The following is a 25,363-nucleotide window of genomic DNA, read 5'->3' on the forward strand; positions in this document are numbered from 1 at the left end:
ACAACTCCCCTCCTTGGTAAGGAGGGGACGCTCAACTGCCAAGTTGAGCTGGGGTGGTTAAATCGTTGAACGATGAAAGCACGATGGGCGAACGAGTTGGGCTGGAATCGTTCGGGTGTCGTGCCACGAATCCAACCACCCCCGTTTTCGCTGCGCGAAAACATCCCCTCCTTATCAAAGGAGGGGAGTCGTCCGTCCATTCTTCATTCCTCATTCTTAACTCTTATAATGCACTTCCGATTGCTCGCGCAGCCGCCCAGCGCTGAATTCGGGGGTAACATCGCGCTGCGGGTCGCCGAGCATTTCGTATCCAACCATAAACTTACGCACGGTGGCCGAGCGCAGCAGTGGCGGGTAGAAATGCATGTGCAAGTGCCACTCGGGATGCTCCTGCCCGTCGGTGGGGCGCTGGTGCAGGCCGGCTGAGTACGGGAAGGAGATGTTGAACAGGTTGTCGTAGCGGATGGTGAGGCGGCGCAGGGCGTCAGCCAGCGCGTCGCGCTCGGGGGCAGTGAGCTGGGTGATGTCCTGAACGGGCCGGCGGGCCACCAGCAGGGTTTCGAAGGGCCACACGGCCCAGAACGGCACCAACACCACAAAATGCTCGTTTTCGAGCACTATCCGTTCCTTCTTTTCCAGCTCAATGGCCAGGTAGTCGCTCAGCAGCGTGCGGCCGTGTTCCTGAAAGTAGGCCAGCTGCTGCACGCTTTCCTTAGCGGGCTCGCCGGGCACGGTGCGCTGGGCCCAAATCTGGCCGTGCGGGTGCGGGTTGGAGCAGCCCATCATGGCGCCCTTGTTCTCGAAAATCTGCACGTAGTTGATGTCGGGGCGGGTGCTGAGGGTCTGGAATTCCTCCACCCATAAGTCCACCACCTGCCGGATGGCGGGCACCGTCATTTCGGGCAGCGTCAGGTCGTGGCGCGGCGAGAAGCAGATTACCCGGCACACGCCCGACTCGGCCTCGGCCAGCAGCAGGCCGCCCTGGTTGATGCTGCCGGTGGGCACCTCGGCCTGCAGCGCGCCGAAGTCATTGTTGAACACGAACGTGCTGGCGTAGGGCGGGTTTATTTCGCCGCCCACGCGGCTGTTGCCGGGGCAGAGGTAGCAGGTGGGGTCGTAGGCGGGGCGCTGCTCGGTTTCGGCCTCCTCCTGCTGGCCCTGCCAGGGGCGCCGGGAGCGGTGCGGCGACACCAGCACCCATTCGCCGGATAAGGCATTGAAGCGACGGTGCGGGTGTTCGGTGCTATCGAAAGAAGCCATAGATTGAGGTTTTTTTAGTCTTAATAGCAACGGTCATGCTTATCGGGCGTTCGTGCAGCCGAAGCATCTCGCGTGCAGCAGTTAAACCAACCGTCTGTCATGCTGAGCTGGCGAAGCATCTTATCAGGTTCGAACGAGTCGTTCCGCGGCGATAAGATGCTTCGCTGCGCTCTGCATGACAGGCGATTATAATTAGTATTGATGTAGAGATGCTTCGGCTGCGCAGACGCCCGCTCAGCATGACCTTCTTGGGTTATTGGGCCGCCGCGGCTAGCGAACTTACCCCGGCCACAATGGTCGTCTGGTAGGTTTCGGGCACGCGGCCGAACTGTTGCTGATACGCCGCGCTAACGTGCGCAATGAATTCGTCGACGTGCTCGGGCGCGACAAGGTTGATGGTGCAGCCGCCAAAACCGCCGCCCATCATGCGGGAGCCATATACGCCGGGCACGCCGCGGGCCGCTTCCACCAGCGCATCCAGCTCCACGCAGCTCACTTCGTAGTCGTCGCGCAGGCCGGCGTGGGAGGCGTACATGTCCTGCCCAAAGGCGGCGAGGTCGCCGGCTTCGAGGTGGCGGCAGCCGGTTTCGACGCGGCCATTTTCCTTCACCACGTAGGCGCAGCGGCGGTACACGGTGTCGCCCAGCTCGTCGCGGTGGGCGTCGAGCTGGGCCACGGTGGCGTCGCGCAGGCTTTGCACGGCGGGATAGTATTGCTGCAGTACGGCCACGCCGCGCTCGCACTCCTCGCGGCGGGTGTTGTAGGCCGAGGTGGCCAAGCTGTGCTTCACGCCCGAGTTGCAGAGCACAATGCGGCTGGCCGTGGTATCGAAAGGAAAGTACGCGTACTCGAGCGAGCGGCAATCGAGCCGCACCACCTGCCCCGCGCGCCCAAACAGGCTGGCAAACTGGTCCATGAGGCCGCACTGCACCCCGGCGTAGGTGTGCTCGGCCTTCTGGGCCACGTGGGCCAGCTCCATTAGCCCAATGTTGGCGTGCAGCAGGTGGTTGAGCGCAAAGGCCAGCCCGCACTCCAACGCCGCCGACGACGACATGCCCGCTCCCACCGGAATGTTGGCCCCAAACACGCAGTCGAACCCCGGCACCACCACGCCGCGCTCCTGGAGCTGGGCCACCACGCCCAGCAGGTAGTTGGCCCAATGGGTTTCGCTGGGGCTTACTTCGGCCACATTGGCCAGCGTGAAGGTCTCGCCCAAGTCGTGGGAGATGAGCCGGATTTCAGTGCCTCCGTTCAGGCCCACCGCAAAAATTGCCTCCTTGTCGATGGCCGCCGGCAGCACGTAGCCGCCGTTGTAGTCGGTGTGCTCGCCGATGAGGTTGACGCGGCCGGGCGCCCGCACCAGCATGGGCTCATAGCCAAAATGCTGTTTGAATTCGGCGAGAACGGCTTGGGCAAGAGGTGCTGGCATAAGCGAAAGCGGGAATGAAGGCAAAAGGAGGAAATTGAGCCGAATGGCGTAAAAGCGTACGCAACTTGGGACTTTAAAAGCGGCCAATAGCGCGCGACACCCGAAAAGTAGTGCGCAATTCCAGTATATACACCAACCTTTGTGTTGGCAACGGGAACCGCTGGCTCTGGCCCGGCCCACGGGCGCTGGCTCGCCCACGTACGCTAGGGCGGCCCGGTGCGGCCGGCCCTGCCGGAGCCCCAATACCGCTTTCCGGGCCTAACCAGCTCATTGTTCACCTTCTGCCGCCCGCGTTGGCCACCCCCGCATGACGATACCCGCCCTACCCCTTCGCCCGCTTCGGTATATGCTTGCTGGCAGTCGTTATCTGTTTTTTCTTGCGCTGCTTTATCAAACGATTGTGCCAGTCGTAGCCCAAGTCCTAGGGGGCGAACGGGAGCCCAGCGGCGATGTCTTCGTGGATAAGAAAGGCGTGCTGCGCTGGCAGAAAGGCAAGCAGGAAGTGGCTTTGTTTGGCGTTAACTACACCACGCCGTTTGCCTACTCCTACCGGGCCCACCAGAAGCTGGGCGTGCCCCACGAGCAGGCCATTGCGCAGGACGTGTACCACCTGGCGCGGCTGGGCGTCGATGCGTTTCGGGTGCACGTGTGGGACGTGGAAATCACGGACACCACCGGCAACTTGCTGGAGAACGAGCACCTGCGCCTGCTCGACTTCCTGGTGAATCAGCTCAAGCAGCGCGGCATAAAAATCATCCTTACGCCCATTGCTTACTGGAACAACGGCTACCCCGAGAAGGACACCGGCACGGGCTTTTCCAGCATCTATTCCAAGAGCCAGGCCTACACCAACCCGCACGCCATCGCGGCCCAGGAGCGCTACCTCACGCAGTTTCTCAACCACCGCAACCCCTACACCCAGCAGCTCAACCGCGCCGACCCGAACATCATCGCCTTTGAGGTGTGCAACGAGCCCAAGTACCACAAGCCCGAAGCCGAAATCACCAGCTTTGCCGACCGCATGGCCCAGGCCATTCGGGCCACGGGCTGCCGCAAGCCGGTGTTCTACAACGTGTCGGAAAACCCCGACGTGTACGAGGCCGTGCTCAACGCCAAGGTCGACGGCCTCACGTTTCAGTGGTACCCGCAGGGGCTGGTGAGCAACCACACGCTGCGCGGCAACTTCCTGCCGTTTGTGGACCAGTACCCCATCCCCTACCGCCAGGATGCGCGCTTCACCTCCAAGGCCAAGATGGTGTACGAGTTCGAGTCGGCCGACATTATCCAGCCGGTGATGTACCCGTTTATGGCGCGCAGCTTACGCGAGGCCGGCTTTCAGTGGGCCACGCAGTTTGCCTACGACCCCCTGGCCATTGCCTACGCCAACACCGAATACCAGACCCACTACCTCAACCTGGCCTACACGCCGGCCAAGGCCCTGAGTTTGCTGATTGCGGGCAAAGTGTTCCGGAACGTGAAGCGCGGGCAGACCTTCGGGCGCTACCCGCAGGATTCCGTCTTCAACGGCTTCCATGTGAGCTACCGCCGGGGCCTGAGCGAGATGAACACGCCGGAGGAATTCTACTACACCGCCAACACGGCCACGGCCCCTGCGCAAGCGGCCAAGCTGCAGCACGTGGCCGGCGTGGGCTCATCGGCAGTTGTGCGCTACAGCGGCACGGGCGCCTACTTCCTCGACAAGCTGGCCTCTGGTGTGTGGCGCCTCGAGGTGATGCCCGACGCCGTGGCCATCCGCGACCCGTTTGAGAGAGCCTCGCTCAGCAAGCCCGTCACGCAGATACTGTGGAACGAGCAGCCACTGCAAATTGAGCTAAGTGACCTGGGCCAAAACTTCTCCTTGAAAGGCCTGAACGAAGGCAACACCGCCCAAACCCAGGCCACCGCGGGCAGCACCACCGTGCGGCCCGGCGTGTACTTACTGGCCGCCGCCGGCAAGTCCACTACTGCCTTCACCGCACAAACCGCCTTCCACCACCTCAAGCTAGGCGAATTTGTGGCGCCGGCCCCCAGCGCGCTGGGCCCCCAGGTGCGGCACACCGCGCCCGCCCAGGCCATGACCGGCCAGCCGCTGCGCATCGCTGCCACCCTCACCGGCCTGGCTCCCACCGACAGCGTGTTTCTGGTAGCTCAACATTACTACGGCCGCACCCGCACGCTGCCCATGACCAGCACCGCCTACGCCACCGTGGAAACCACCGTGCCCGCCGACCTGCTCTACGCCGGCCAGCTCCGCTACTGGATAGTGTTGCGAAAAGGCGCCCAGGCCCTCACTTTCCCCGGCGGTTTCAGCGGCCAGCCCCGCGACTGGGACTACACCCACCCCGAGCACTACGAAGTGCCCATTGTGGGGCCCGGCACGCCGCTGCCGCTCTTCCAGGCCAACCAGGACCAGGACCGCATCGAGGCCCAAGGCATTGCGCCCAATACCTGGACTGACTACGTGACCATGCCCGACGGCGCCCTAGCCCTGCGCCTGCTGCAAGGCCCGCCGCGCCCCGGGCAGCCAGCCCCCACCGGCCCCGCCGCCAGCCTGCGCGTGTACTTCGGCGATAGAATGGCTACCCGCCAGCCCGACCTAACCAACCTCAAGGAGCTGGTGGTGCGGGCCCGCAGCAGCCAGCCCAACGCCCGCGTCACCGTGACTCTGGCCACCAAAGACGCCCACGCTTACTCTGCCTCGCTGCCGCTGGGCGCCGAAATGCAGGAAGTGCGCATTCCGCTGAGTGCCTTTCAGCCCGCCCCGCTGCTGCTGGTGCCGCGCCCCTACCCTGGCTTCCTGCCCCTCACGTTCCAGGCCGCCAGCCAGCCCCCCTTCAAGCTTGCCAATGCCGAAGTACTGCAAGTAGTATGGGACGCGGCTCCTGCCACGGGCACCCCGGTTAACGTCGACATCGAGTGGGTTTTTCTACGCCGCTAAGCTTATTCGGCCCGCTCAATATTTAGCTAAAGGGACGTAACCACGTGTGTCTCTACAGCACTTTTAATAACAACCGCTCATCTGTTTTTCTGAGCATCACCATTAAGTATGCCTGTTCCCTCCCAGCTATCTACTGCTGTGCTACGCTCCTGTGGCGGTATTTTTCTACTGGCGGCCCTGGGCCAATGCGCCGGCCAACCCGGCACGTCGGGGCACAGAACCAAGGCTCCGGCGGTTATTACCAATTTCAACCAGGACTGGCAGTTTGTTAAGGATGTCGACACGACCGTGACGGCTGCGCTCTTTGCCAAAACCGGCGGGCCGGGTCAGTGGGCCACGGTTTCGCTGCCGCACACGCCGCGGATTGAGCCGGTAGTAACCGACCAGCAGCAGTGGCAGGGCGTGAGCTTCTACCGCAAGTTTTTCCGCGTGCCCTCGGATGGGCCGTACCCGCGGGTAACCGTTGAGTTCGGCGCCGCCATGCATACGGCTGATGTGTACCTCAACGGCCAGCGGCTGCAGCGGCACATGGGCGGCTACCTACCCTTCACCGTCGACATTTCAAAGCAGGTGAAATACAGCGAAGAAAACTGCCTCGTGGTGCGCCTCGACAACCGCGACAACCCGGTGGTACCACCCGGCAAGCCCCTGAAGGGCCTCGACTTCAATTTCTACGGCGGCCTGTACCGGACCGTCAAATTGAGGCTTTGCAACCCGCTGTACATTTCCGATGCTGTGCAGGCGGGCCACGCGGCGGGCGGCGGCCTGCTGCTGCACTACGAAAACATCAGTTCTGAGAGCGCCACGCTGCATGTGCAAACCGAGGTGCAAAACAACACGTCTGAGGATCAGAACGCCCAGGTGCGCACGGTGCTGTTCAACGAAAAGGGTAAGGAAGTGGCCCGGGGCCTGAGCGAGGCCATCAGCATGGCCCCTGCCGCTTTCGGGCAGGTAAAGCATCAGCTCACCATTGCCCAGCCGCAGCTGTGGTCGCCGGAGCAGCCCTACCTCTACCGCGTGGTGGTCGAAGTGCTACGCGACGGCAAAGTCATCGACCGCCAGCAAACCACCACCGGCGTGCGCAGCATCAAGTTCGCGGCCAAAACCCTCACCCTCAACGGCCAACCGCTGCGCCTGCGCGGCACCAACCGCCACCAGGAATACCCCTACCTGGGCTACGCCATCTCGGACAATGCCCAGTACCGCGACGCCTGGAAAATCAAGGACGCCGGCTTCAATTTCGTGCGCTGCTCGCACTACCCGCCCTCCCCGGCCTTCCTGCAGGCCTGCGACGAGCTGGGCCTGCTGGTGATGGACTCGACGCCGGGCTGGCAGTTTTTTGGCAACGAAGAGTTTGCCAAAAACAGCATGCAGAACATCCGCGACATGGTGCGGCGCGACCGCAACCACCCCAGCATTGTGCTGTGGGAGGCCGCCCTGAACGAAACCGACATGCCCAAGCCCTTCATGGACGCCGCCCACCGCGCCGTGCACGAAGAGCTGCCCTTCACTGAAAACGTGTACACCTGCGGCTGGCTCGACTACGCCTACGACGTCTTTATTCCGGCCCGCCAGCACCTCAAGGCGCCCGACTACTTTAACAAGTACGCCAAGGACAAGCCCCTGTTTCTGTGCGAGTACGGCGACTGGGAATACTACGCCCACAACGCCGGCTTCAATCAAACCGCCTTTTCGGGCCTGAAGGAATCGGAGCGCACCTCGCGGCAGCTGCGCGGGCAGGGCGAGCGGGCGCTGGCCCAGCAGGCGCTCAACTTCCAGGAAGCGCACAACGACAACTTCCGCGGCCCGGCCGTGGGCGACGCCAACTGGCTGATGTTTGACTACAAGCGCGGCTACGCGCCGGATATCGAGTCGTCGGGCGTCGGCGACATTTTCCGGCTGCCCAAGTTCGCCTACTACTTCTACCAGAGCCAGTACGGGCCCGTGGCCGACCGCAACGGCTTCGGCAAGCCCATGGCTTTCATTGCCAACTACTGGCAGCCCACCTCGGCAACGCAGGTAGTGGTGTACAGCAACTGCGACGAGGTGGAGCTGCAGCTCAACGGCAAGGCCGTGGCGCGCCAGCGGCCCGACGCCACCGCCTTCTCCGACCGGTTGGCCCGCGCGCCGTTCACGTTCAAGGTGCCGGCGTTCGCGCCGGGCACGCTGCGGGCCGTGGCCTACCGCAACGGCAAGCCGGCCGCCACCGCCGAGCGGCGCACGCCCGGCGCGGCCCACCACCTGCAGCTCAGCTACGACCGCAGCGGCCGCGACGCCGGCCAGCAGGACGTGGTATTCGTGTACGCCGCCGTGGTCGATGTCAACGGCACGGTGCTGCCGGAGGCCACCGCCGCCATCCGCTTCGCCGCGCAAGGCCATGCCGAGCTGGTGGGCGACAACCCCGTGCGGGCCGAAGCCGGCATGGCTACCGTGCTGCTGAAAACCGGCCTGGGCAGCGGCGCGGTGCAACTCACGGCCACCGCCGACGGCTTGCCCAGCGCCTCGCTCAAGCTTACCATTCGGTAAAAAAACAGCCCAACAAAAAAGGGGCGGCCCCTTGCGGAACCGCCTCTTTTTTGTTGGGCTGTTTTCTGGAGCTGACGCGCCCGATTAGGACGCCAGCGGCTGGATGTCGAACCCGGCGGCTTCCACGGCCTTCACTACCTGATTAGGCGTAGCTTCCGTACCGCTCACGGTCAGGATTTTATCGGCATTAGCAGTGTCTACCTGCCAGTTATTGGCGCCCACTTCCTGGTTTAGGCTGGGGGTTACGGCCTTGATGCAGCTGCCGCAATTGATGTTGGTTTTAAAACGAAGCGTGGACATAATCGGGAAGTTAATAAGTATGGGTAAACCCCGGCAGCTGGTGAAAAAAATGGCTGCCGGAATAGCCCCGGTAAAGCTACCAACTACAACACCGCGGCCTGGCACAGAATTACCCTGCAAACCTGCATAATTTTGCCGCGGCCACTCCGGCTGCGGCAGTGGCTTAGGACTTTTTCACCAGCTCCATTTCGCAGACAGGGCACTTGCCGGGCTTGGTGCTTTGGCTGCCGGCGCAGCCCATGGGGCACTCGTAGCGCGCCTCCACGGCCGGCGTAGCGCCGGGCTTGGCAGGAGACGCCGGAGTGGCGGTGGCGGCGGGCTTCTGGTGCTCGCAGCTGCTAGCCAGCAGGGCGCCCATCAATAAGGCAGGGAAAAGAAGGGAGCGAAAAGTAAGCGACATGGTGAGTAAAATTGGGCTGGCTGGCAGCTTCCAAAGCGGGGCTGCGTGGCGAAGCGTCGAACAGCAAATTTACGGCACAACGTTCCGGCTGCTGAAGCGCGGGCTACTCACTGCCGCCGCCGGCCCTGTCGGGGTGTTCTTGCGTAGTCTTGTTGCCCGGCACTTACGGCTGGGGCCGGGAAAAGCGCGGGTCCTTGATAAAGGTGGAGTCCGTGAGGGTGCGCATGAAGGCCACGATTTTCGCCTTTTCGTCGGCCGTCAGGTCCAGGGTGAAGCTTTGCTGGCGCGGGTCGTTGGTGGTGTTGAGCAGCAGCGGGTCAATGTTGGGGCTGTTCAGGGCCACGTGCTCGTTGTAGTGGTCCACCACCTGCTCCAGGGTCGTGAAGCGGCCGTCGTGCATGTAGGGCGCCGTCAGGGCAATGTTGCGCAGCGAGGGCACCCGGAACTTGCCGTTGTCGGTGGGCAGGCCGGTGAGGGCGCCCAGGCCCAGGTCGGCGGGGCTCACGTCGAGGCCATTGTTGCTGAAGGTATGGTTGGTTTGCAGGTCGCCGCTGTGGCAGTCGCCGCAGTTGCCACCGCGCAGCGTGCCGTTGGGGTGCGTGCTGAACAGCACCAGGCCCTGCTGCTCGTAGGCGCTCAGGGCGGTGCGGTCGCCACGCCGGAACCGGTCGAAGCGCGAGTTGCTCGAAATAAGGGTGCGCTCAAATTGAGCCAGGGCCTTGAGCGTGTTGGCTTCGGTGATGGTGCTGCTGCCAAAGGCCTTGCGGAACAAGTCCTGGTACAGCGGCAGCTGCTGCAGGCGCGCCACGCCTGCGGCCAGCGACTGGTGCATCTCCACCGGCTTCTCGATGGGGATGCGGGCCTGGGCCTCCAGGGTGCTGGCGGCGCCGTCCCAGGTCAGCCGGGGCTCCCAGAGCAGGTTGGCGAGCGACATGGAGCTGCGCGCCGACACGGCCTGGTTCACACCCACGGCGTGGGCCCGCCCATCGGTGAAGGCCAGCTCCTGGCGATGACACGAACCGCACGAAACCGTACTGCTCACCGACAGCGCCGTTTCATAAAACAGCTGCCGGCCCAGCGCCACGCCTTCCACCGTGAGGGCGTTGTCGGCGGGTTGGGCCGGGGCGGGCGGGAAGTTGCTGGGAATGGCAAGGTTGTAGGCCGTAGGCGGCGTCACCGCCGGGGCGTCGGGCTCCACGGGGGTTTGCTGGCAGCTAGCCAGGCCCAGCAGCAGCCCCAGTCCGACAAACGTCGCTCTCATACCTGGCCCGCCGGGCACTTAGTTGTTGTGAATGTGCTCCACGGTGAACATGCCCGCGGCGTAATTATCGGCCACGATGGGCGCCCAGGTGCTGCCGCTCTCCACCGAGTAGGTGGTGCCAAAGTTGACGTTCTTGGCCGGCGTGCTGCTCTCAAACATGGCCCGCACGTTGGCGTACATATGCACCTCGGGCACGTGGCCGTCTTTCACGGGCAGGGTGCTGCCGTGGAAAGCCAGCGTGATGGTACGGGCGCAGTTGGCCCCGCCAATGTCGAAGGTGAGCGAGCGGCCAGTGGACGCCTGCGGCGAGGTGCCGGCCATTTTCAGAAACACGTACTCCTGGCTCCACTCCCAGTACAGGTCGTTGCTGTGGTTGAGGGGGCCGCTCTGGAAGGCGGCGTTGTTGTGCGCGGCGTCCACGCCCAGCACGAAGCTCATGCCGGTGTAGTCGCCCACGGGCACCTTATCCACCACGAAGTGCGACGAGCCGGCGGTGGCCGCGTCGATGAGGTAGTAGCTGTCGGGCACGGCGTAGCTGCTGCCGTCGGCCTTGGTCAGCTTCAGGTTCGATACTAGAAACTTGAACTTGGAAACCGTGAAGGTCTGGCCGTCGGCTTTGGTGTACGACTGGGCATTAAGCGTGAGCGGAGTGGTGCCCACCACGGGCTCCATCTCAATGGCGATGCTGCCGGTGGTACCCGCGGCCGGGTCGCTGGTCTTGCTGCCGCAACCCGCAAAAACCGCCGTGGCCAGCGGCAGGGACACCAGCAGCACAGACACAGAAAAAGGCTTCATCTGGAATAAGTATGGGGCAACAGCCGGTGAGGTTGAGCAGCGACAAGCGAGGGATAGCCGTTCTGCGAAGTTACTCCTTCTCCAGCCCTTATTCATGAAGACGCCCGGGAGCCTTCCTTAAAGCCAGAACGATGTAGAGACGCAAAGTAGTGCGTCTCTACATCGTTCTGGCTAGCTCAACCTGGCTCCTAGTCGTCCAGCTCAAAGCTGATGATGGTGCCCCGGCCGAGCTGGGACTTGATGGATAGCTCGCCCCCAAGCAGGGCCACGCGGTTGCGCACCCCCGACAGGCCCATGCCGGCCAGCGGCAGCGTGGTCAGCGCATCGGGCTCGAAGCCGCGGCCGTTGTCTTCCACGCTCACCGCCACGTGCCCTTTTTCGCGGGCCACGTGCACCTCCACTTCGGTGGCCTGCGAGTGCTTCATGATGTTGTTGAGCAGCTCCTGCACAATGCGGTACACCGCAATCTCCACCGTGGGGCGCAGGCGCTGCTCCAGGTTGGTGAGGTGCAGGTGCACGGGCAGGCCGGTGGGTGTAATGCGCTTGCTGAGCTCCTCCAGGGCGGTGCGCAGGCCAAAGTCTTCCAGAATGCCCGGCGTGAGCTCAAAGGAAATGGTGCGCGTGGTCCGGATGGCTTCGTGCAGCAGCTTCAGCGAGGCGCGCGGCGACGAGGGTGAACCGGCCCGGCCTTCCAGGCTGAGCTTGGCGGCGTACAGGAGCTGACCCAGGCCGTTGTGCAGGGCTTCGGCAATGCGCTTGCGCTCGGTTTCCTGGGTGGTGAGGATGGCCGACAGTACCTCCTGCTGCTGGCGCAGGCGCAGCTGGGTGGCTTCTTCGGCCAGCCGGTCGCGCTCGGTCACGTCCCGGAAGATGGCCAGGATGCCCGTGATTTCGTTTTCCTGGCGCAGGGGCACGTGGTACACATCGTAGTGCCCGGCGCGGTGCTCAAAGGCCTGGCCCGGCAGCAGCACCTGCTCGCCGGCCAGCACCCGCTCCACAATTTGCCGGCTCTCCTCGGAGTCGAGGTGGGGCAACACCTCAAAGATGGGCTGGCCCAGCACGTCGGCCGCTTCCTGGCAGAAGTAGGTGGCCGCTTTCACGTTCCAGGCCGTGATGGTGCCTTCGCGGTCGAAAGCCACAATGCCGTCCACGCTGTTTTCCAGCAGGCTTTCGGTGAATTCCTTTTCGGCTTGCAGCTGCTTTTTCTTATCCTCTACCTCCGTTTCGTCAAACCCGAGCACAATGGCCTGCTGTTGCTGCTCGTCGAAGAAGGCATAGTTGCGGATGGTCAGCTGCCGGCCCTTGCCCTTGGCCCAGGTCATAAATTCGAGCCGCTGGCCGCTTAGCACCGTTTCTATCTCAGGCAGCAGGTGCGGAAACACGTTGCGCACGTTGTGGCCCACAATGGCTTCCGAAGGCAGGCCCAACGTAACGAGCCCCGAGCCCGTGCGCTCCAGGATGGTGCCGTCGGCCGCTACCCGGGTCAGCACCACGGGCAGGTGGTCGAGCACGCTGGCCATCACCAGGCTCTTGTAGTGCAGCTCTTCCTCGGCGGCGTAGATGGAGGTCACGTCGCGCACCACGCCGGCAAAGCCGCGGGTCTTTCCCAGCTCATCGGTCACGGCCCGGCCCGCCGCCGATACGTGGTGCAGCGAGCCATCGGGCCACACCACCCGGAAATCGAGCGCCATCGGCGACTGCGCCGCAATGGCGGCCTCAATGGCCTCCCACACCCGGCCCGAGTCGTCGGCATGAAACCGCTTGCCCAGCATCTCAATCGGCACCAGGCGCGGGTTGTACTCGTAGCCGAAGATGGTCTGGGCCCGCTGGTCCCACTCCAGCCGGTTGCTGGCAATGTCCCAGGTAAAGACGCCGGTTTCCGACGCTTCCAGGGCCAGGCTGAGCCGCGATTCGCTTTCGCGCACCTGCGCGGCGGCCGCGCGCTCGGCGGTTACGTCGCGCCAGAGCATGTGTATCACCGGGGGCTTGCCGGCTCCCTCCTCAATGGGCGTGAGCACGGCCTCGACCCAGATTTCTTCGCCCGTCGCCTTGTTCATGCGCGCATCGCAGCGCTTGGAGCCCGTGCGCAGGGCCTCGTCTACCGATTCGCGCAGCATGTCTATGGTGCGGCGCCCGTCGGGCTGGTGGCTGGGGCAATGCGCCCAGGCGTTGTGCCCCACTATCTGGTCCTTGCGCGTGGCCCCGAGCAGGGCCAGGGCGGCGTTGTTGCAGTCGATGTACATGTGGCCCTGCAGCAGCACCACGGCATCGCGGCTGTCGTTGAACAGCCGGCGGAAGCGGGCCTCGCTGGTGGCCAGGGCGGCGGTGGCCACGCGGCGGGCCGTGGTGTCGAGCACGGCCAGGCGGCACTGCTGCTGGGCGGGGCTGTTGGCCAGCGTGTGCTCCATGCGCAGGCCCTCCAGCTGGGCGTAGAAGAGGCTGCCGTCTTCGCGCTGCAGCACTATCTCGCAGCTTAGGGTGCGGGTGGTGTTCAGCACACGGGTCAGAAATTGCCCAAATTCGAGGCGGTTGCTGGGGGCTACGAAGACCTCGAAGCGCCGCCCCGCCAGGCGCTGGCGCACGCTGCCCAGCAGCCGGCTGGCGCACAGATTGAGCTGCTCGATGAGGCCCGCGGCCGTGAGGGTAAAATAGCCCACCGGGGCAAAATCGTACAAGTCCACGTACTGCTCGCGGGCGGTCTGGACCTCGGCCTGCGCGCGGAGCAGCTCCTCGTTCTGCATTTCCAGCTCAATCTGGTGGACCTGCAGCTCCTGAATCATCCGCTGGATTTCCTGGGGGGTTTGATTTTCCACGGCCTGCGTTACCAGGTAGCGCTGCCGTTCGGCGCGGCTACGCAGCGACCCCAGGGCGGCGTCCAAACCAAGCCGTATATCATCGGGCTCAACTTCGTGCAATGGCTCACTATTACTTGGGTCCGTGCTCATAGAGAATAGCATGCTTGACTCCTCCAGCAGAGCTGCGGTTAGCAGCCTTGGGGAGCATCAAAAGGGAATCCTACTACGCAATTTAAGGGATAATAAGTTAATCCCGACAGCAGCAATCGGCTCATTAGCTGAACAGTAAGCATGCAAGCTGAACCGCTACCTAGACAAACGCCCTATTCATTTGACGTTAATTATTATCATAATAGCAATGAGTATGCTTTTAACCACAATTGAAACCCCAGGGTACGCCTGCCGTTTTCGGTCAAGGTCGAGCTAGCAAAGCGTGAAGGCTATAAACTCCAAAGTGGTGCCCCCGCTTCCCATCGGAAGCGGGGGCACCACTTTGAGCTGGTTGCACACCTTATTTTTTTAGCACCGGTGGGCTCGTTGGTTTAGCCTTGCGGCGGGCCCGACTACTCTACGCCCGCAGTCACGTCGCGCAGCCCGAGCAGGAGCTTGGTGCTGGTGGCTTGCTCGCCGCCAATGCAGCGGCCGTACATCAGCAGCTCGCGGGGGCCGGCGTTGGGGAAGGTGGCCCTGAAACGCAAGTCGTCGAAGGAGGTGCCGGGGGCTTTGAGGATGGCCTCGAGGCGCTCGCGCAGCTCGGGCTGCTGCCAGGTTCCGTTGTCGAGCTCGGCCAGGGGGCGGCCCTTGGCCCCGGCGGTGTTCAGGCCAAACATCTCGCCAAACGACTGGCTCATGGCCAGCACGCGCAGCTGGTAGTCGAGCACGAGCAGGGGCTCGCGCACGGTTTCCACCACGGTCTCGGCCAGGCGGCTGCTTTCCTGGAGCTGGGCTTCCAGGTTTTTGAGGCCGGTGATGTCGGTGAAGGTGATGACAGCGCCGCTGATGTAGTTGTCGAGGGTGCGGTAGGGCAGGATGCGCATGGCGTACCACTCGCCGGTGGTGGTCTGGATGTTGGTTTCCGAGCTCACCAGGCGGTCGAGCACCCGCTTCACGTCCTGGGCCAGGTTTTCGTGGCGCAGCGTGCTGGCAAAGTGCGTGATGGGCCGGCCCACGTCGCTCGGCATCAGCGAGATAATGCGGTTTACGCGGGGCGTAAAGCGCTTTATTACCATGTCGTTGTCGAGGAAGATGGTGGCAATTTCGGTGGCGTCGAGCAGGTTTTTCATGTCGTTGGCCGCCAGGCTCAGCTCCTCGGTTTTGCTGAGGTACTGCATGTTGAGGGTCATCAGCTCTTCGTTCAGGCTCTGCATCTCCTCCTTGTTGGTCATGGCCTCCTCGTTGGTGCTTTGCAGCTCCTCGTTGGCGCTTTGCAGCTCTTCGTTGGTGCTTTTCAGCTCCTCCACGCTGCTTTCCATCTCCTCAATGGTGGTTTGAAGGCGGTGCTTGGTGTACTGCAGCTCTTTTTCGAGCTGGGCCACCACGGCGTCGCGGCTCAGCTCGGTGCCCAGCGCGGCGTGGCCCAGCCGCACCTTGCGGGGCGTGGGCTGCTCCTCAAACACCACCAGCAGCAGGCCGGCCAGCTGGTCGGGCTCTTGCAGGCACTTCACCGTCACGCGCAGCAGCTGCACCCCCAGGTCGGTTTTCACCTTCACGTTTTCGGCCACCACGTCCTGCCGCGACGAGGCCGCCTTGTGCACCGCCGCGCTCAACTCGTAGTTCAGCTCCTCGCGGGCCATCTCAAAGATGTTCATGCCGCTCAGGCCCGGGGCCGGCTCGAGGTAGCGGCCGGTGCGGCCGTTCACGTACAGGATTTCGCCGACGGGGTTTATCACCACGGCCGGCGGGGTGTACTGGCGCAGCAGCACCCGCTGCACCAGCGTGGCAAAGGTCCCGTCTTTGCGGATGGAATTCGAAAGCATAGAATCGGTGGCGGGGGCGTGGGTGGCCGGTTGCTGGGTCATGGAGAACGGGAAGCCTAAAATGCGGCTGAGCACGGACGGCCCTTCGAGGCGGCGCAGAATCTTCCATTTCACGTCGAGCGGGCTAAACAGGTCCTGAAAGCCGTTGAGGTTTTCGCTCGGGCCCAGAAACAGGAGGCCGCCCGGGTTGAGGGCGTAGTGAAAGACGGGCAGAATGCTCTTTTGCAGCTCGGCCGATAAGTAAATCAGCAGGTTGCGGCACACCAGCAGGTCGAGCTTGGTAAACGGGGCGTCCTTGGTGAGGTTGTGCAGGGCAAAAATCACCACGTCGCGCACTTCCTTCTTTATCTGGTAGTGGCCGTCGAGGGAAGTAAAAAAGCGGTTGAGGCGCTCGGGGCTCACGTCGGCGGCAATGGAATCGGGGTAGATTCCGACGCGGGCAAAGTCAATGCCTTCCTTGTTGATGTCGGTGGCGAAAATCTGAATTTTCAGGTACCGGTTTTCCTCTATCGCCTCGAGGCATTCGAACAGGCACATGGCCAGCGAGTAGGCCTCTTCGCCGGTGGAGCAGCCGGGCGCCCACACCCGAATCACGCTATCCACGGGCTTGTCGCGCAGCAGGGGCATCAGCCGGGCTTTGAGGTTGTCGAACGCTTCCTGGTCGCGAAAAAACTTGGTCACGCCAATCAGCAGCTCCTTGAACAGGGCATCGACCTCGGCGGGGTTTTCCTGCAAAAAGCGCACGTACTGCGTAAACTCCCGAATCTGGTGGGAATTCATGCGGCGCTCGATGCGCCGGAACACGGTGTTGCGCTTGTAGAAGGAGAAGTCGTGCCCGGTCTGGGTCCGGATGAGGCTAAAGATTTTTTGCAGCGCGTGGGCCGGCTTGGAGTTCGACTCGGCCACTTCGCGGCGGGGCCGGGCCAGCAGCGGCTGGGCCACGTACTCGAGCAGCTTGTCGGGGAGCTGGTCGGCGGGCAGCACGTAGTCCACAAACTCGGTGGCGATGGCCGAGCGCGGCATCGAGTCGTACTCGGCCGTTTCGGGCGATTGCACCATCACCATGCCGAAGTTCTCCATCACCATTTTCAGCCCAATGGTGCCATCGGAGCCCATGCCGGAGCAGATGATGCACACGGCACGCTCGCGCGCGTCCTTGGCCATGCTCTGGAAAAAGTAGTCGATGGGCATGCGGCGGCTCTCGTGCTGCGTGGGCGCAAACAGCAGCAGCGTGCCGTGCAGGATGCTCATGTCGCGGTTCGGCGGAATCACGTACACGTGGTTGGGCTGCACCTTCAGGCCGTCGGTGGCTTCCTGCACCGGCATGCTGGTGAAGTGCTGCAGCACCGCCGCCATTTCCGATTCCTGGTTGGGCGAGAGGTGGGTAATTACCACGAAGGCCATGCCGCTGTCGGGGCGCATGTGCCGGAAAAACTGCTCGAAGGCCTTCAGAGAGCCGGCCGAGCCGCCGAGGGCCACCAGGGGAAACGTGTCGTCGGAGCCGTTTTGGCGCTGGGCCATGCGCATTTGGGCCGGCGTGGCGGGCACCTCCAGCGGCAAGTCCTGCTGGGGAACTTCAGCGATGGTCGGTTCGTCATCGGCGGGGAGCGGCGGGTGAGGAGTCATGGGGAGAAGCTAAAAGCCAGCGGGCTAGCACAACCGAAGGGTTCGGCCCGGCACAAAGTAGACGGTAGGTAGTGGGAAGCCACCACCCCAGAACACCACCGGCGGCCTTATGAGTTTACGTAACCGGCAACTTGCCCGGGCCGGCCCCGCCCGCAGCCAAACGGACCAGGTCCCGCGCGAAAGCCTTGAAAACAGCCCGGCAGTACGCCCAAAATTAAACGAAAAGTGCCACTCAAATTCAGCCCACTGCCGTTCCAAATCGTAAATTAGAAGCAAACCCGTTTTTTGCTAGTTCCGTGCCTCCACCGTCCCACCTCATTGTTATCGGCACTTCGGCCGGCGGCATGCCGGCCCTGGTGCAGCTAGTGGCCCAGCTGCCCGCTTCGCTCCCCGCCGCCGTGCTGGTGGTGCAGCACTTCTCGCCCGATGCCGACGGCCAGCACCTGGTAAACCGGCTGGCCCGCCACACCGAGCTGCGGTGCCGGCTGGCCAGCAGCAGCCAGCCCATTGAGGCCGGCACCGTGTACCTGGCCCCGCCCGACCGCCACCTGCTGGTGAAAGACCGCCAGGCACCGTATGTCCTCGTGACCAAAGGCCCGCGCGAAAACAACTACCGCCCCGCCATCGATGCGTTGTTCCGCTCGGCCGCCGTCACGTACGGGCCTGCCGTGGCGGGCGTGGTGCTCACGGGCATGCTGCACGATGGCACCGCGGGCCTGGAGTTTATCAAGCGCTGCGGCGGCCGGGCCGTGGTGCAGGACCCCCGCGATGCCGAATTTGCCAGCATGCCCGAAACGGCCCTGCGCAACGTGGCCGTGGACTACGCCGTGCCCCTAAGCCAGATGGGTACGGTGCTCGAAGAAATTATCCAGGGCGCGGCGCCCGACCCCGCCCCCAGCATTCCCGAAGACCTTAAACACGAGGCCGCTATTGCGGAAAGAGTTGTGGGAACCACCGACGACGTTGCTAAACTTGGGCACCTGGTGCCCCTCACCTGCCCCGACTGCGGCGGCAACCTCTGGGAAATGGAGCACGGCCAGGTGCTGCGCTACCGCTGCCACACCGGCCACGCTTTCACGGGCGATGTGCTGCTGCGCGAGTCGCAACACAGCCTGGAAGAAACGCTGTGGGTGGCCCTGCGCATGATGGAGGAGCGGCGCAACCTGCTCAGTACCATCTCTACCCGCGAGCCCAGCCCCTACGCCGGGCAGCAGACCGAGCGGCTGGAGGAGCTGAAAAAGCACGTAAACCGCCTGCGCGAATTCCTGCTCAACGGCAGCGTCACGAACGCCAACGCCAACGCGGATTCGGCCCAGCAAGACGACGATTACGACTGAATTTGTCCTTGCTTTGAATGGAGCTCGGGTTGAGCTGAACTGCCGCCAGCCCTGCGGCCCGGACGTCAAAAGCCCCCGCCGGGCGGCCCTCGTCAGACAGGGGCGGCCCCGCGGGGGCTTTCGGTAAGGAAGGGTTGGGTACTTGCTTGCAGAAATAGTGTTTCCGGCCCAGTCGGCATTGCTCCGGCCGGGGCGGGCAGCCAGCGGGGCGCGGCCGTGGGGCCAGGCGCTCAGGTCAGGCTGCTGCGGTTGAGGTACTGCCGGAAGGCGGCGTGCTCCTGGGCCATTTGCTCGCGCACCTGCGCAATGGCCTGGGCCAGGGTGATTTCGCCAGTCACGTAGCGCTGGAAGTGGTGGAGGGTTTCTTCGTTGGCCTCCGTTCCTCCCATGGCTTGAATGGCGAGCGTATTTTCGGCCGTGCGCTGGCGGCGCAACCAGTCTTGGCGCTGGTTGTCGTTCAGAGACTGTGGCATGTGGTTGAAGTGGGAAGTATTCATGATGGGTTGGTATCTAAGCAGTTCCTAACTAACCAGTGATGGGAAGCGCCCCGGCGCCTTCACGCCACCAGGCGCAGGCCGCTGTGCCAGGCAGCGTCGATTAAGGTGGGCGCAAAGCAGAGGTTGGGGCCCGTCTGCCAGTGGAGCAGGTTTTGCTTTAGCTCGTCGGAGGCGTGCACCACCACCAGCTGCTTGTGCTCCTCCTGCAGCTTGCGGTGGTAGCTCCACAGGGCCCGGGTCGATTCGGTGGAGAGGGCGTTGACCAGCTCGCAATCAACCCACACGGCGGGTTTGCCGCTGCGGTACGCGCAGCCCAACGAAAAATCGAGGGCGCTTTCGGGGTCCTTGGGCGGCCCCGGGGTTAAGAGCAGCAAGTAGCTCTCGGGCAGCAATTCGTGATACACTGTCGTCATAACAAGAAATAACTATTGCAAACAGCTGAATTCAAGACGCTAGCACTTCCTGGTTCGGAGAAGGAGGTAAAATCTCCCTGCTAGATTGGCCTACAAAGTTCGACCTACTAATTGGCCTAACCCAGGGCAGAAGTACGGATTTAGTCTAAGTAAACCCCCTAAAAACACCTCCGTATTAAATCCCCTCCTCCCCGTGGTTTTTTACACCTTTTTGCTTTTACTAAGTTAAAAACCAACGCTTTGGCTTGGCCTACCAACAAACCCGTAGTTGCCATCCGTACATGCTGGTATTTTGTCTTAAAAACCGGCCTTATCGCCCTCTAGCCGCCTACCTGTTAAATTTTTACCCGTTATTATCCAGTGTTTTATCCATTCACTTTCTATTTACTTTTCAATCATGGCTAACAAGGAAAGAAAGCACGGCACCAGCACGGAGCAGCAGTCCGAAGCCGGTAAGAAAGGCGGCCAGGCCAACCGTGGCGGTAGCAATACCAACAGCGGCAACAACAACGAACAAAACCGCGAAGCCGGCCGCAAAGGCGGGCAATCTAGCCAGGGCAGCCACAAATAGCCCCGGCGCCCTGCAACAAACGCAGCCCCGGCCACCCTGTGGCCGGGGCTGCGTTTGTTGCGGCATACCCGTACGCGCAGCCGGAAAGCGCCCGTTTGCAGCACCGGCGCCAGCCCAACTGGAGCTTCCCTATAAAGTATAGAGGTTTTAAAGTATATTCATTGCCAAGGCGTCCGCCTTAGTCGGCCCGCCAGGTGGCTGGCGGCTTTTCTTCCATTACCTAACTATTCCTTCCCCGTCCCATGAGTCCTTCTGTACGCAACATCATCGCCTGGATTCTGCAAGTGCTCATTGCGCTTGCCTTCATCAACGCCGGCTTCCAAAAGCTGAGCCACATCCCCCAAACCGTGAAGATGTTTATGGGCCTGGGCCTGCCGGGCTGGACGGCCTACGTCGTGGGCGCGGGCGAGCTGCTGGGGGGCCTGGGCCTGCTGTGGCCGCGCACCGTGCGCCTGGCCGCGGCGGGGCTCATCATTATCATGCTGGGCGCCATCGTTATGCACGCCAGCAAGATTCCCGGTGGCATCGGCGGGGGCGCGTTTGCCATTGCCCTGCTGGTGGGCCTCCTGATAGTGGAGGCACTGCGCTGGCCCACGCGGCGGCTGGCCTAAGCTCGGCGGCGTATTTTTGGTGTCTTCCAGAAGGAAGCGGGCCCGGCGCTCCTGTTGCCGGGCCCGAACCATTGCCGCCCGGGCGGGTTGCTTGCGCGTGTAGCGGGCAGTGCCGGCTTTATTCTGTTCCATGAAAATACTGTATAGTTACCTCCGCAACTACTGGCCCCTATTGGTGCTGGCCTTGGTGCTGGCGGCCGTCAACCAAATCTTCTCGCTGCTCGACCCTTACCTGTTTCGCAAGCTGGTCGACCATTTCGTGCCCAAAAACGGCGGCGTGAGCGGGCTGCGGCTGGTGCCGTTCGGGCCGTTTTTCCGGGAAGCCATCCCCTACATCGGCATGATGCTGGGCGTGGCCATGGTGTCGCGCATCGCCAAGAACTTCCAGGATTACTACGTCAACGTCATCACCCAGCGGCTGGGCGCCAAAATGTATTCCGACGGCCTGCGCCACTCGCTGGAGCTGCCCTACCAGGTGTTTGAAGACCAGCGCTCGGGCGAAACCCTGGGCAAGCTCCAGAAGGTGCGCATCGACGTGGAGAAGCTCATCCAGAGCTTTGTCAACGTGCTGTTTACGGCTTTGGTGGGCATTATCTTCGTGATGTGGTACGCCATCACGGTGTACTGGCCCATTGCGTTGGGCTACTTCCTCACCATCCCGCTGCTGGGCATTCTGAGCTTTGTGCTCAGCAAGCGCATCAAGGTGATTCAGAAGACCATCGTAGCCGAAACCACGGCCCTGGCCGGCTCCACCACCGAGAGCCTGCGCAACATTGAGCTGATAAAAAGCCTGGGCCTGGCTCAGCAGGAAACCCAGCGCCTGAACGCCACCACCGAAAAAATCCTGAAGCTGGAGCTTCGCAAGGTGCGCTACCTGCGCTCGCTCTCCTTCGTGCAGGGCACGTTCGTGAACCTGCTGCGCAACGTCATTATCCTGCTGTTGCTGTATCTGCGGGTGCAGAATCACATCAGCCTGGGCGAGTTTTTCTCGTTCTTCATCTACTCGTTCTCCATCTTCGGCCCGCTGCAGGAGTTGGGCAACATCATCGGCGTGTACCGCGAAACCGAGATTTCGCTGGGCAACTTCCAACAGATTCTCGACACGCCCAAAGACGTGAAGCCGGCCCACCCCAAGTCGGTGGCCCACATCGAGAACCTGGCCTTCGACCACGTCACCTTCAAGCACCTCACAGCCAAAGGCGCGGCGCTCTCGGGCATCACCTTCACCACCAAGCTCGGCGAAACCATTGCCTTCGTGGGCCCCTCGGGCTCGGGCAAAACCACGCTCGTGAAGCTGCTGGTGGGCCTCTACCCGCCCCTCTCCGGCCAGATTCTCTACAACGGCATCCCCGGCTCCGAAATTGACCTCGACGAGCTGCGCGAGCAAATCGGCTTCGTAACCCAGGATACGCAGCTCTTCGCTGGCACCATCCGCGAAAACCTGCGCTTTGTGGCGCCCCAGGCCACCGACGAGGAATGCCTGCTGGCCCTGCGCCAGGCCGCGGCCGACAACCTGCTGGCCCGCGCTCCCCTCGGCCTCGACACCGTGATTGGCGAAGGCGGCGTGAAAGTTTCGGGCGGCGAAAAGCAGCGCCTGAGCATCGCCCGCGCCCTGCTCCGCAAGCCCACCCTCATGGTGTTCGACGAAGCCACCTCGGCGCTCGACTCGCTCACGGAAGAGGAAATCGGCAAGACCGTGCGGGAGCTCTCGGGCTCGCGCCAGCATATGACCATCCTCATTGCCCACCGCCTCAGCACCATCCTCCACGCCGACCGCATCTTTGTGCTCGAGCGCGGCCACATCGCCGAGCAGGGCCGCCACGAAGAACTGCTGCAGCAAAAAGGTCTCTACTACGCCATGTGGCGCCAGCAGATTGGCGAGCGCAAAGAGGTGGCTGCCGCCGTCCCAGTGTAAGCAAAACGCCTGTCATTGCGAGGAGGCACGACGAAGCAATCCGTCCTGGTCTCAGCGCCCAGCCCAATATTGTGAAAAAGCCCCGGTACTGCGCAGTACCGGGGCTTTTCGCTTAAGAAAGTATCTGGCTTTGACAGGACGGATTGCTTCGCTGCGCTCGCAATGACAGTTCGCGAGAATATCCTGCCGCGCTTTACTCAATCACAATCTTCTTCGGGTCAAACTTCACCTTTGGGGGCTTGGGGTTCATGTCTTCCAGCGCGGCTACTACAATCTCCGTGATGGCCAAATCCCGGGCCCACTTTTGGTTGGCCGGTATCACAAACCACGGCGCATCGCCGGACGAGCAGTGCTGAAATGCTTCTTCGTAGGCCTGCTGGTACTCGGCCCAGTGCGCCCGCTCCTTGAGGTCGTTGGGGTCAAACTTCCAGGTTTTGCTGGGGTCGTCGAGCCGGGCCTGCAGGCGCTCGGCTTGCTCTTCTTTGGAGATGTGCAGAAAGAACTTGAGCACGGTGGTGCCGTTGTTCGTTAGCATTTCCTCAAAGTTGTTGATGTCGCGGTAGCGCTGCTTGCAGGTTCTCTCGTCGATGAGGCCGTGCACGCGGGTAATCACCACGTCCTCGTAGTGTGAGCGGTTGAACACCCCAATGTGGCCCTTCTCGGGCACTTGCGGGTGCACGCGCCAAAGAAAATCATGGTTCAGCTCTGTTACCGACGGCGCCTTGAAAGACGCCACCCGCACCCCCGCGGGGTTCACGCCCGTGAGCAAGTTGCCGATGGCGCCGTCTTTGCCGCCCGTGTCCATGGCCTGCAGCACAATGAGCAGGCTGCGGGTGTGCTCGGCATACAGCAGCTCCTGCAGTTCGCTGAGCCGCTTGCGCAGCACCAGCAGACGCGGGCTGGCCTCCTGCTTGTCGTCGGGGCCGTACTTGAAGGGCGTGATGTCGTCGGGGTCCACCGCCGCGAGGCGGAAGGACTTGTCCTTGACGTAGACGGCAGGAGTTTTGGGCGTTTTGAAGTTCATTGGGCTTGAGCTAAATGGGTGGCTCCGGCTTGTACGCAAAGCAGCCCCGCGGCGCTTAGCGGCTCACGAACCGCGCCACGCCAAAGGCCGCCGCGGCCGCCAATGCCCCCACCACGGCCATTTTGATGGCCCCGGCCACGGCCGGCTGCCCGGTCAGGCGGCTTTTAAAAAAGCCAAACACCAGCAGGCACACCAGCGTAATGGCCGCCGACCACACCAGCCCCTGCGTGGGCGTGGCGGTAAAAAAATAGGCGCTGAGTGGAATCAATCCGCCCACGGCATAGGCCGCGCTGATGGTGAAGGCACTTTTGGGTGCTTGCCGGGGGTCGGGTTCCTCCAGGCCCAGCTCGTACTTCATCATGAAGCGCACCCACTGCTCGGGGTCGGCCGTGAGCTCGGACACGGCTTGGCGGCGGATGCTGTCAGAAAGGCCCATTTCGGCCAGTAGCTCGTCTACTTCGGCGCGCTCCCGGTCGGGCACCTCCACTACTTCGCGGTGCTCCCGGGCCAGCTCGGCGGCGTAGTGCTCTACTTCGGTACGGCCGGCTAGGTAGCCGCCCAGGCCCATAGCAATGCTGCCGGCCACGATTTCGGCCAGGCCCGCCGTTATCACCAAGCCCGACGAGGCCACGGCCCCGCTCAGGCCCGCCGCCAGGGCAAAGGGCACCGTAAGGCCATCGGATAAGCCTATGACCACATCCTGCAGCATGGCCGAGCTGGTGAGGTGGTCTTCGGGGTGCGGGTCGTGCACGCGGACGGAGGCGAGGTAGTCGGTCATAAAGGCGAATCGGCGGAAAAAATCAACTCGGGGGTGTGCTTTACGTACGAAAGAATAGATTTTTATCGCCCGAATTGTTTCGGCTACTTTCTTTCACCTCACTCGTTTTCAAAATTATGGCTTCTTCTGCCAAAGCCGCTGCCCCCAAGAGCACGGCCACCCCAAAAGCGGCAGCCCCCGCTGCTAAGAAATCCACCGCCGGCGGCAACGGCAAAAGCACCGCCGGCGCCAATGCCGGCAAAGGCGCCGGCAGTAACGCCGCCGTCGACATCCAGCCCCGCCTGAACCAGCAGCAGAACGCGCCCTCCCCCACTCAGCGCTACGGCACCGTGAGCCAGCGCCTGCCCATTGGCCTAAGCGAGCCCACCCGCCGCGACAGCGTGACCATGCTCAACCAGCTCCTGGCCGACACCATCACGCTGCGCGACATGTACAAGAAGCACCACTGGCAGGTGGTGGGCCCCACTTTCTACCAGCTGCACCTGCTGTTTGACAAGCACTACGAGGAGCAGGCGGTGCTGGTGGATGCCATTGCCGAGCGCATCCAGATTCTGGGCGGCGTGGCCGTGGCCATGGCCCACGACGTGGCCGAGCTAAGCAGCATTCCGCGCGTGCCCCGCGACCGCGAAGAAGCCCCCGTGCAAGTGTCGCGCTTGCTCGACGGCCACCAGCGCATCCTGAAGAACTGCCACGACTACGCCGACAAAGCCGACGAAGCCGGCGACGACGGCACCAACGACCTCATCGTGAGCCAGCTGGTTCGCACCAACGAAATGCAGGTGTGGTTCGTGGCCGAGCACGTAGTTGACTCGCCCCTGACCCAAGCCGAATAAACGGCTCTGGTTTTATTACCCCAGCAAAAGGGCCGCTGCAGAATCTGCAGCGGCCCTTTTGCTATGTAGTACCTAAGG

19 protein-coding genes are annotated in these 25,363 nt (G+C 62.8%); 7 read left to right on the plus strand and 12 right to left on the minus strand.

The window, feature by feature from the left end:
• Positions 1–216: 216 nt before the first annotated feature.
• Together AUC43_RS18635 and galK are read right to left on the minus strand one after the other, a co-directional pair.
• Positions 217–1,260: a UDP-glucose--hexose-1-phosphate uridylyltransferase gene (locus tag AUC43_RS18635; protein ID WP_068197280.1), complete on the minus strand. Its 1,044-nt coding sequence runs from the start codon at positions 1,258–1,260 to the stop codon at positions 217–219.
• 253 nt (positions 1,261–1,513) lie between these two features.
• Entirely contained in the window at positions 1,514–2,689 is a 1,176-nt protein-coding gene (galK, locus tag AUC43_RS18640) for a galactokinase (protein WP_068197284.1), read from the minus strand.
• 400 nt (positions 2,690–3,089) lie between these two features.
• Between galK and AUC43_RS18645 the strand changes: the two genes are divergently transcribed.
• Both AUC43_RS18645 and AUC43_RS18650 read left to right on the plus strand, forming a co-directional pair.
• On the plus strand, positions 3,090–5,627 hold the full coding sequence (locus tag AUC43_RS18645) for a cellulase family glycosylhydrolase (RefSeq protein ID WP_157781174.1): 2,538 nt from the start codon (positions 3,090–3,092) through the stop codon (positions 5,625–5,627).
• Positions 5,628–5,765: 138 nt separating this feature from the next.
• Positions 5,766–8,153 (plus strand): glycoside hydrolase family 2 protein, encoded by a 2,388-nt coding sequence (locus tag AUC43_RS18650; protein ID WP_233254054.1) that lies wholly within the window; start codon positions 5,766–5,768, stop codon positions 8,151–8,153.
• Positions 8,154–8,237: 84 nt separating this feature from the next.
• Here the strand turns inward: AUC43_RS18650 and AUC43_RS18655 are convergent, their stop codons facing one another.
• The 6 genes from AUC43_RS18655 to AUC43_RS18680 all read right to left on the minus strand — a co-directional run bounded on the left by AUC43_RS18655 (position 8,238) and on the right by AUC43_RS18680 (position 17,306).
• Complete coding sequence (locus tag AUC43_RS18655; protein ID WP_068197293.1) at positions 8,238–8,453, minus strand: heavy-metal-associated domain-containing protein; 216 nt, start codon at positions 8,451–8,453, stop codon at positions 8,238–8,240.
• Between the two features lie 163 nt (positions 8,454–8,616).
• On the minus strand, positions 8,617–8,853 hold the full coding sequence (locus AUC43_RS18660; protein WP_157781175.1) for a heavy metal-binding domain-containing protein: 237 nt from the start codon (positions 8,851–8,853) through the stop codon (positions 8,617–8,619).
• Positions 8,854–9,016: 163 nt separating this feature from the next.
• A complete protein-coding gene (locus tag AUC43_RS18665; RefSeq protein WP_068197298.1) occupies positions 9,017–10,114 on the minus strand; it encodes a cytochrome-c peroxidase in 1,098 nt (365 codons plus the stop codon).
• An 18-nt stretch (positions 10,115–10,132) separates the two neighbouring features.
• Positions 10,133–10,909: an MbnP family protein gene (locus AUC43_RS18670; RefSeq protein WP_068197300.1), complete on the minus strand. Its 777-nt coding sequence runs from the start codon at positions 10,907–10,909 to the stop codon at positions 10,133–10,135.
• A 188-nt stretch (positions 10,910–11,097) separates the two neighbouring features.
• Positions 11,098–13,788, minus strand: a complete 2,691-nt coding sequence (locus AUC43_RS18675; RefSeq protein ID WP_068197303.1) for a PAS domain-containing sensor histidine kinase — start codon at positions 13,786–13,788, stop codon at positions 11,098–11,100.
• A gap of 479 nt (positions 13,789–14,267) precedes the next feature.
• Complete coding sequence (locus AUC43_RS18680) at positions 14,268–17,306, minus strand: CheR family methyltransferase (protein ID WP_068197306.1); 3,039 nt, start codon at positions 17,304–17,306, stop codon at positions 14,268–14,270.
• A 296-nt stretch (positions 17,307–17,602) separates the two neighbouring features.
• Between AUC43_RS18680 and AUC43_RS18685 the strand changes: the two genes are divergently transcribed.
• Complete coding sequence (locus AUC43_RS18685) at positions 17,603–18,643, plus strand: chemotaxis protein CheB (protein ID WP_071885971.1); 1,041 nt, start codon at positions 17,603–17,605, stop codon at positions 18,641–18,643.
• Positions 18,644–18,873: 230 nt separating this feature from the next.
• Here AUC43_RS18685 and AUC43_RS18690 read toward each other — a convergent pair whose 3' ends face one another.
• Together AUC43_RS18690 and AUC43_RS18695 are read right to left on the minus strand one after the other, a co-directional pair.
• Positions 18,874–19,140, minus strand: a complete 267-nt coding sequence (locus AUC43_RS18690) for an antitoxin VbhA family protein (RefSeq protein ID WP_068197313.1) — start codon at positions 19,138–19,140, stop codon at positions 18,874–18,876.
• Between the two features lie 59 nt (positions 19,141–19,199).
• A complete protein-coding gene (locus AUC43_RS18695) occupies positions 19,200–19,553 on the minus strand; it encodes a hypothetical protein (protein ID WP_157781177.1) in 354 nt (117 codons plus the stop codon).
• A gap of 397 nt (positions 19,554–19,950) precedes the next feature.
• Between AUC43_RS18695 and AUC43_RS20715 the strand changes: the two genes are divergently transcribed.
• The 3 genes from AUC43_RS20715 to AUC43_RS18705 all read left to right on the plus strand — a co-directional run bounded on the left by AUC43_RS20715 (position 19,951) and on the right by AUC43_RS18705 (position 22,650).
• Positions 19,951–20,124, plus strand: a complete 174-nt coding sequence (locus AUC43_RS20715) for a KGG domain-containing protein (RefSeq protein ID WP_099092909.1) — start codon at positions 19,951–19,953, stop codon at positions 20,122–20,124.
• Positions 20,125–20,366: 242 nt separating this feature from the next.
• On the plus strand, positions 20,367–20,735 hold the full coding sequence (locus AUC43_RS18700; protein ID WP_068197319.1) for a DoxX family protein: 369 nt from the start codon (positions 20,367–20,369) through the stop codon (positions 20,733–20,735).
• Between the two features lie 130 nt (positions 20,736–20,865).
• Entirely contained in the window at positions 20,866–22,650 is a 1,785-nt protein-coding gene (locus AUC43_RS18705; RefSeq protein WP_068197321.1) for an ABC transporter ATP-binding protein, read from the plus strand.
• A gap of 193 nt (positions 22,651–22,843) precedes the next feature.
• Here AUC43_RS18705 and AUC43_RS18710 read toward each other — a convergent pair whose 3' ends face one another.
• Entirely contained in the window at positions 22,844–23,674 is an 831-nt protein-coding gene (locus tag AUC43_RS18710) for a polyphosphate kinase 2 family protein (RefSeq protein ID WP_068197324.1), read from the minus strand.
• Positions 23,675–23,729: 55 nt separating this feature from the next.
• Positions 23,730–24,452 (minus strand): VIT1/CCC1 transporter family protein, encoded by a 723-nt coding sequence (locus AUC43_RS18715; protein ID WP_068197327.1) that lies wholly within the window; start codon positions 24,450–24,452, stop codon positions 23,730–23,732.
• 116 nt (positions 24,453–24,568) lie between these two features.
• Between AUC43_RS18715 and AUC43_RS18720 the strand changes: the two genes are divergently transcribed.
• Positions 24,569–25,285, plus strand: coding sequence for a Dps family protein (locus AUC43_RS18720; RefSeq protein WP_099092910.1), 717 nt, complete (start codon positions 24,569–24,571; stop codon positions 25,283–25,285).
• The last annotated feature ends 78 nt before the right edge of the window (positions 25,286–25,363 follow it).

Source organism: Hymenobacter sedentarius (genome assembly GCF_001507645.1).
Taxonomy (GTDB): Bacteria; Bacteroidota; Bacteroidia; order Cytophagales; family Hymenobacteraceae; genus Hymenobacter; species Hymenobacter sedentarius.

Coding starts and splice junctions, on each gene's coding strand:
- AUC43_RS18635 (WP_068197280.1), bottom strand. CDS start 1,260: ATGGCTTCTTTCGATAGCACCGAACACCCGCACCGTCGCTTCAATGCC.
- galK (WP_068197284.1), bottom strand. CDS start 2,689: ATGCCAGCACCTCTTGCCCAAGCCGTTCTCGCCGAATTCAAACAGCAT.
- AUC43_RS18655 (WP_068197293.1), bottom strand. CDS start 8,453: ATGTCCACGCTTCGTTTTAAAACCAACATCAATTGCGGCAGCTGCATC.
- AUC43_RS18660 (WP_157781175.1), bottom strand. CDS start 8,853: ATGTCGCTTACTTTTCGCTCCCTTCTTTTCCCTGCCTTATTGATGGGC.
- AUC43_RS18665 (WP_068197298.1), bottom strand. CDS start 10,114: ATGAGAGCGACGTTTGTCGGACTGGGGCTGCTGCTGGGCCTGGCTAGC.
- AUC43_RS18670 (WP_068197300.1), bottom strand. CDS start 10,909: ATGAAGCCTTTTTCTGTGTCTGTGCTGCTGGTGTCCCTGCCGCTGGCC.
- AUC43_RS18680 (WP_068197306.1), bottom strand. CDS start 17,306: ATGACTCCTCACCCGCCGCTCCCCGCCGATGACGAACCGACCATCGCT.
- AUC43_RS18690 (WP_068197313.1), bottom strand. CDS start 19,140: ATGAATACTTCCCACTTCAACCACATGCCACAGTCTCTGAACGACAAC.
- AUC43_RS18695 (WP_157781177.1), bottom strand. CDS start 19,553: ATGACGACAGTGTATCACGAATTGCTGCCCGAGAGCTACTTGCTGCTC.
- AUC43_RS20715 (WP_099092909.1), top strand. CDS start 19,951: ATGGCTAACAAGGAAAGAAAGCACGGCACCAGCACGGAGCAGCAGTCC.
- AUC43_RS18700 (WP_068197319.1), top strand. CDS start 20,367: ATGAGTCCTTCTGTACGCAACATCATCGCCTGGATTCTGCAAGTGCTC.
- AUC43_RS18705 (WP_068197321.1), top strand. CDS start 20,866: ATGAAAATACTGTATAGTTACCTCCGCAACTACTGGCCCCTATTGGTG.
- AUC43_RS18710 (WP_068197324.1), bottom strand. CDS start 23,674: ATGAACTTCAAAACGCCCAAAACTCCTGCCGTCTACGTCAAGGACAAG.
- AUC43_RS18715 (WP_068197327.1), bottom strand. CDS start 24,452: ATGACCGACTACCTCGCCTCCGTCCGCGTGCACGACCCGCACCCCGAA.
- AUC43_RS18720 (WP_099092910.1), top strand. CDS start 24,569: ATGGCTTCTTCTGCCAAAGCCGCTGCCCCCAAGAGCACGGCCACCCCA.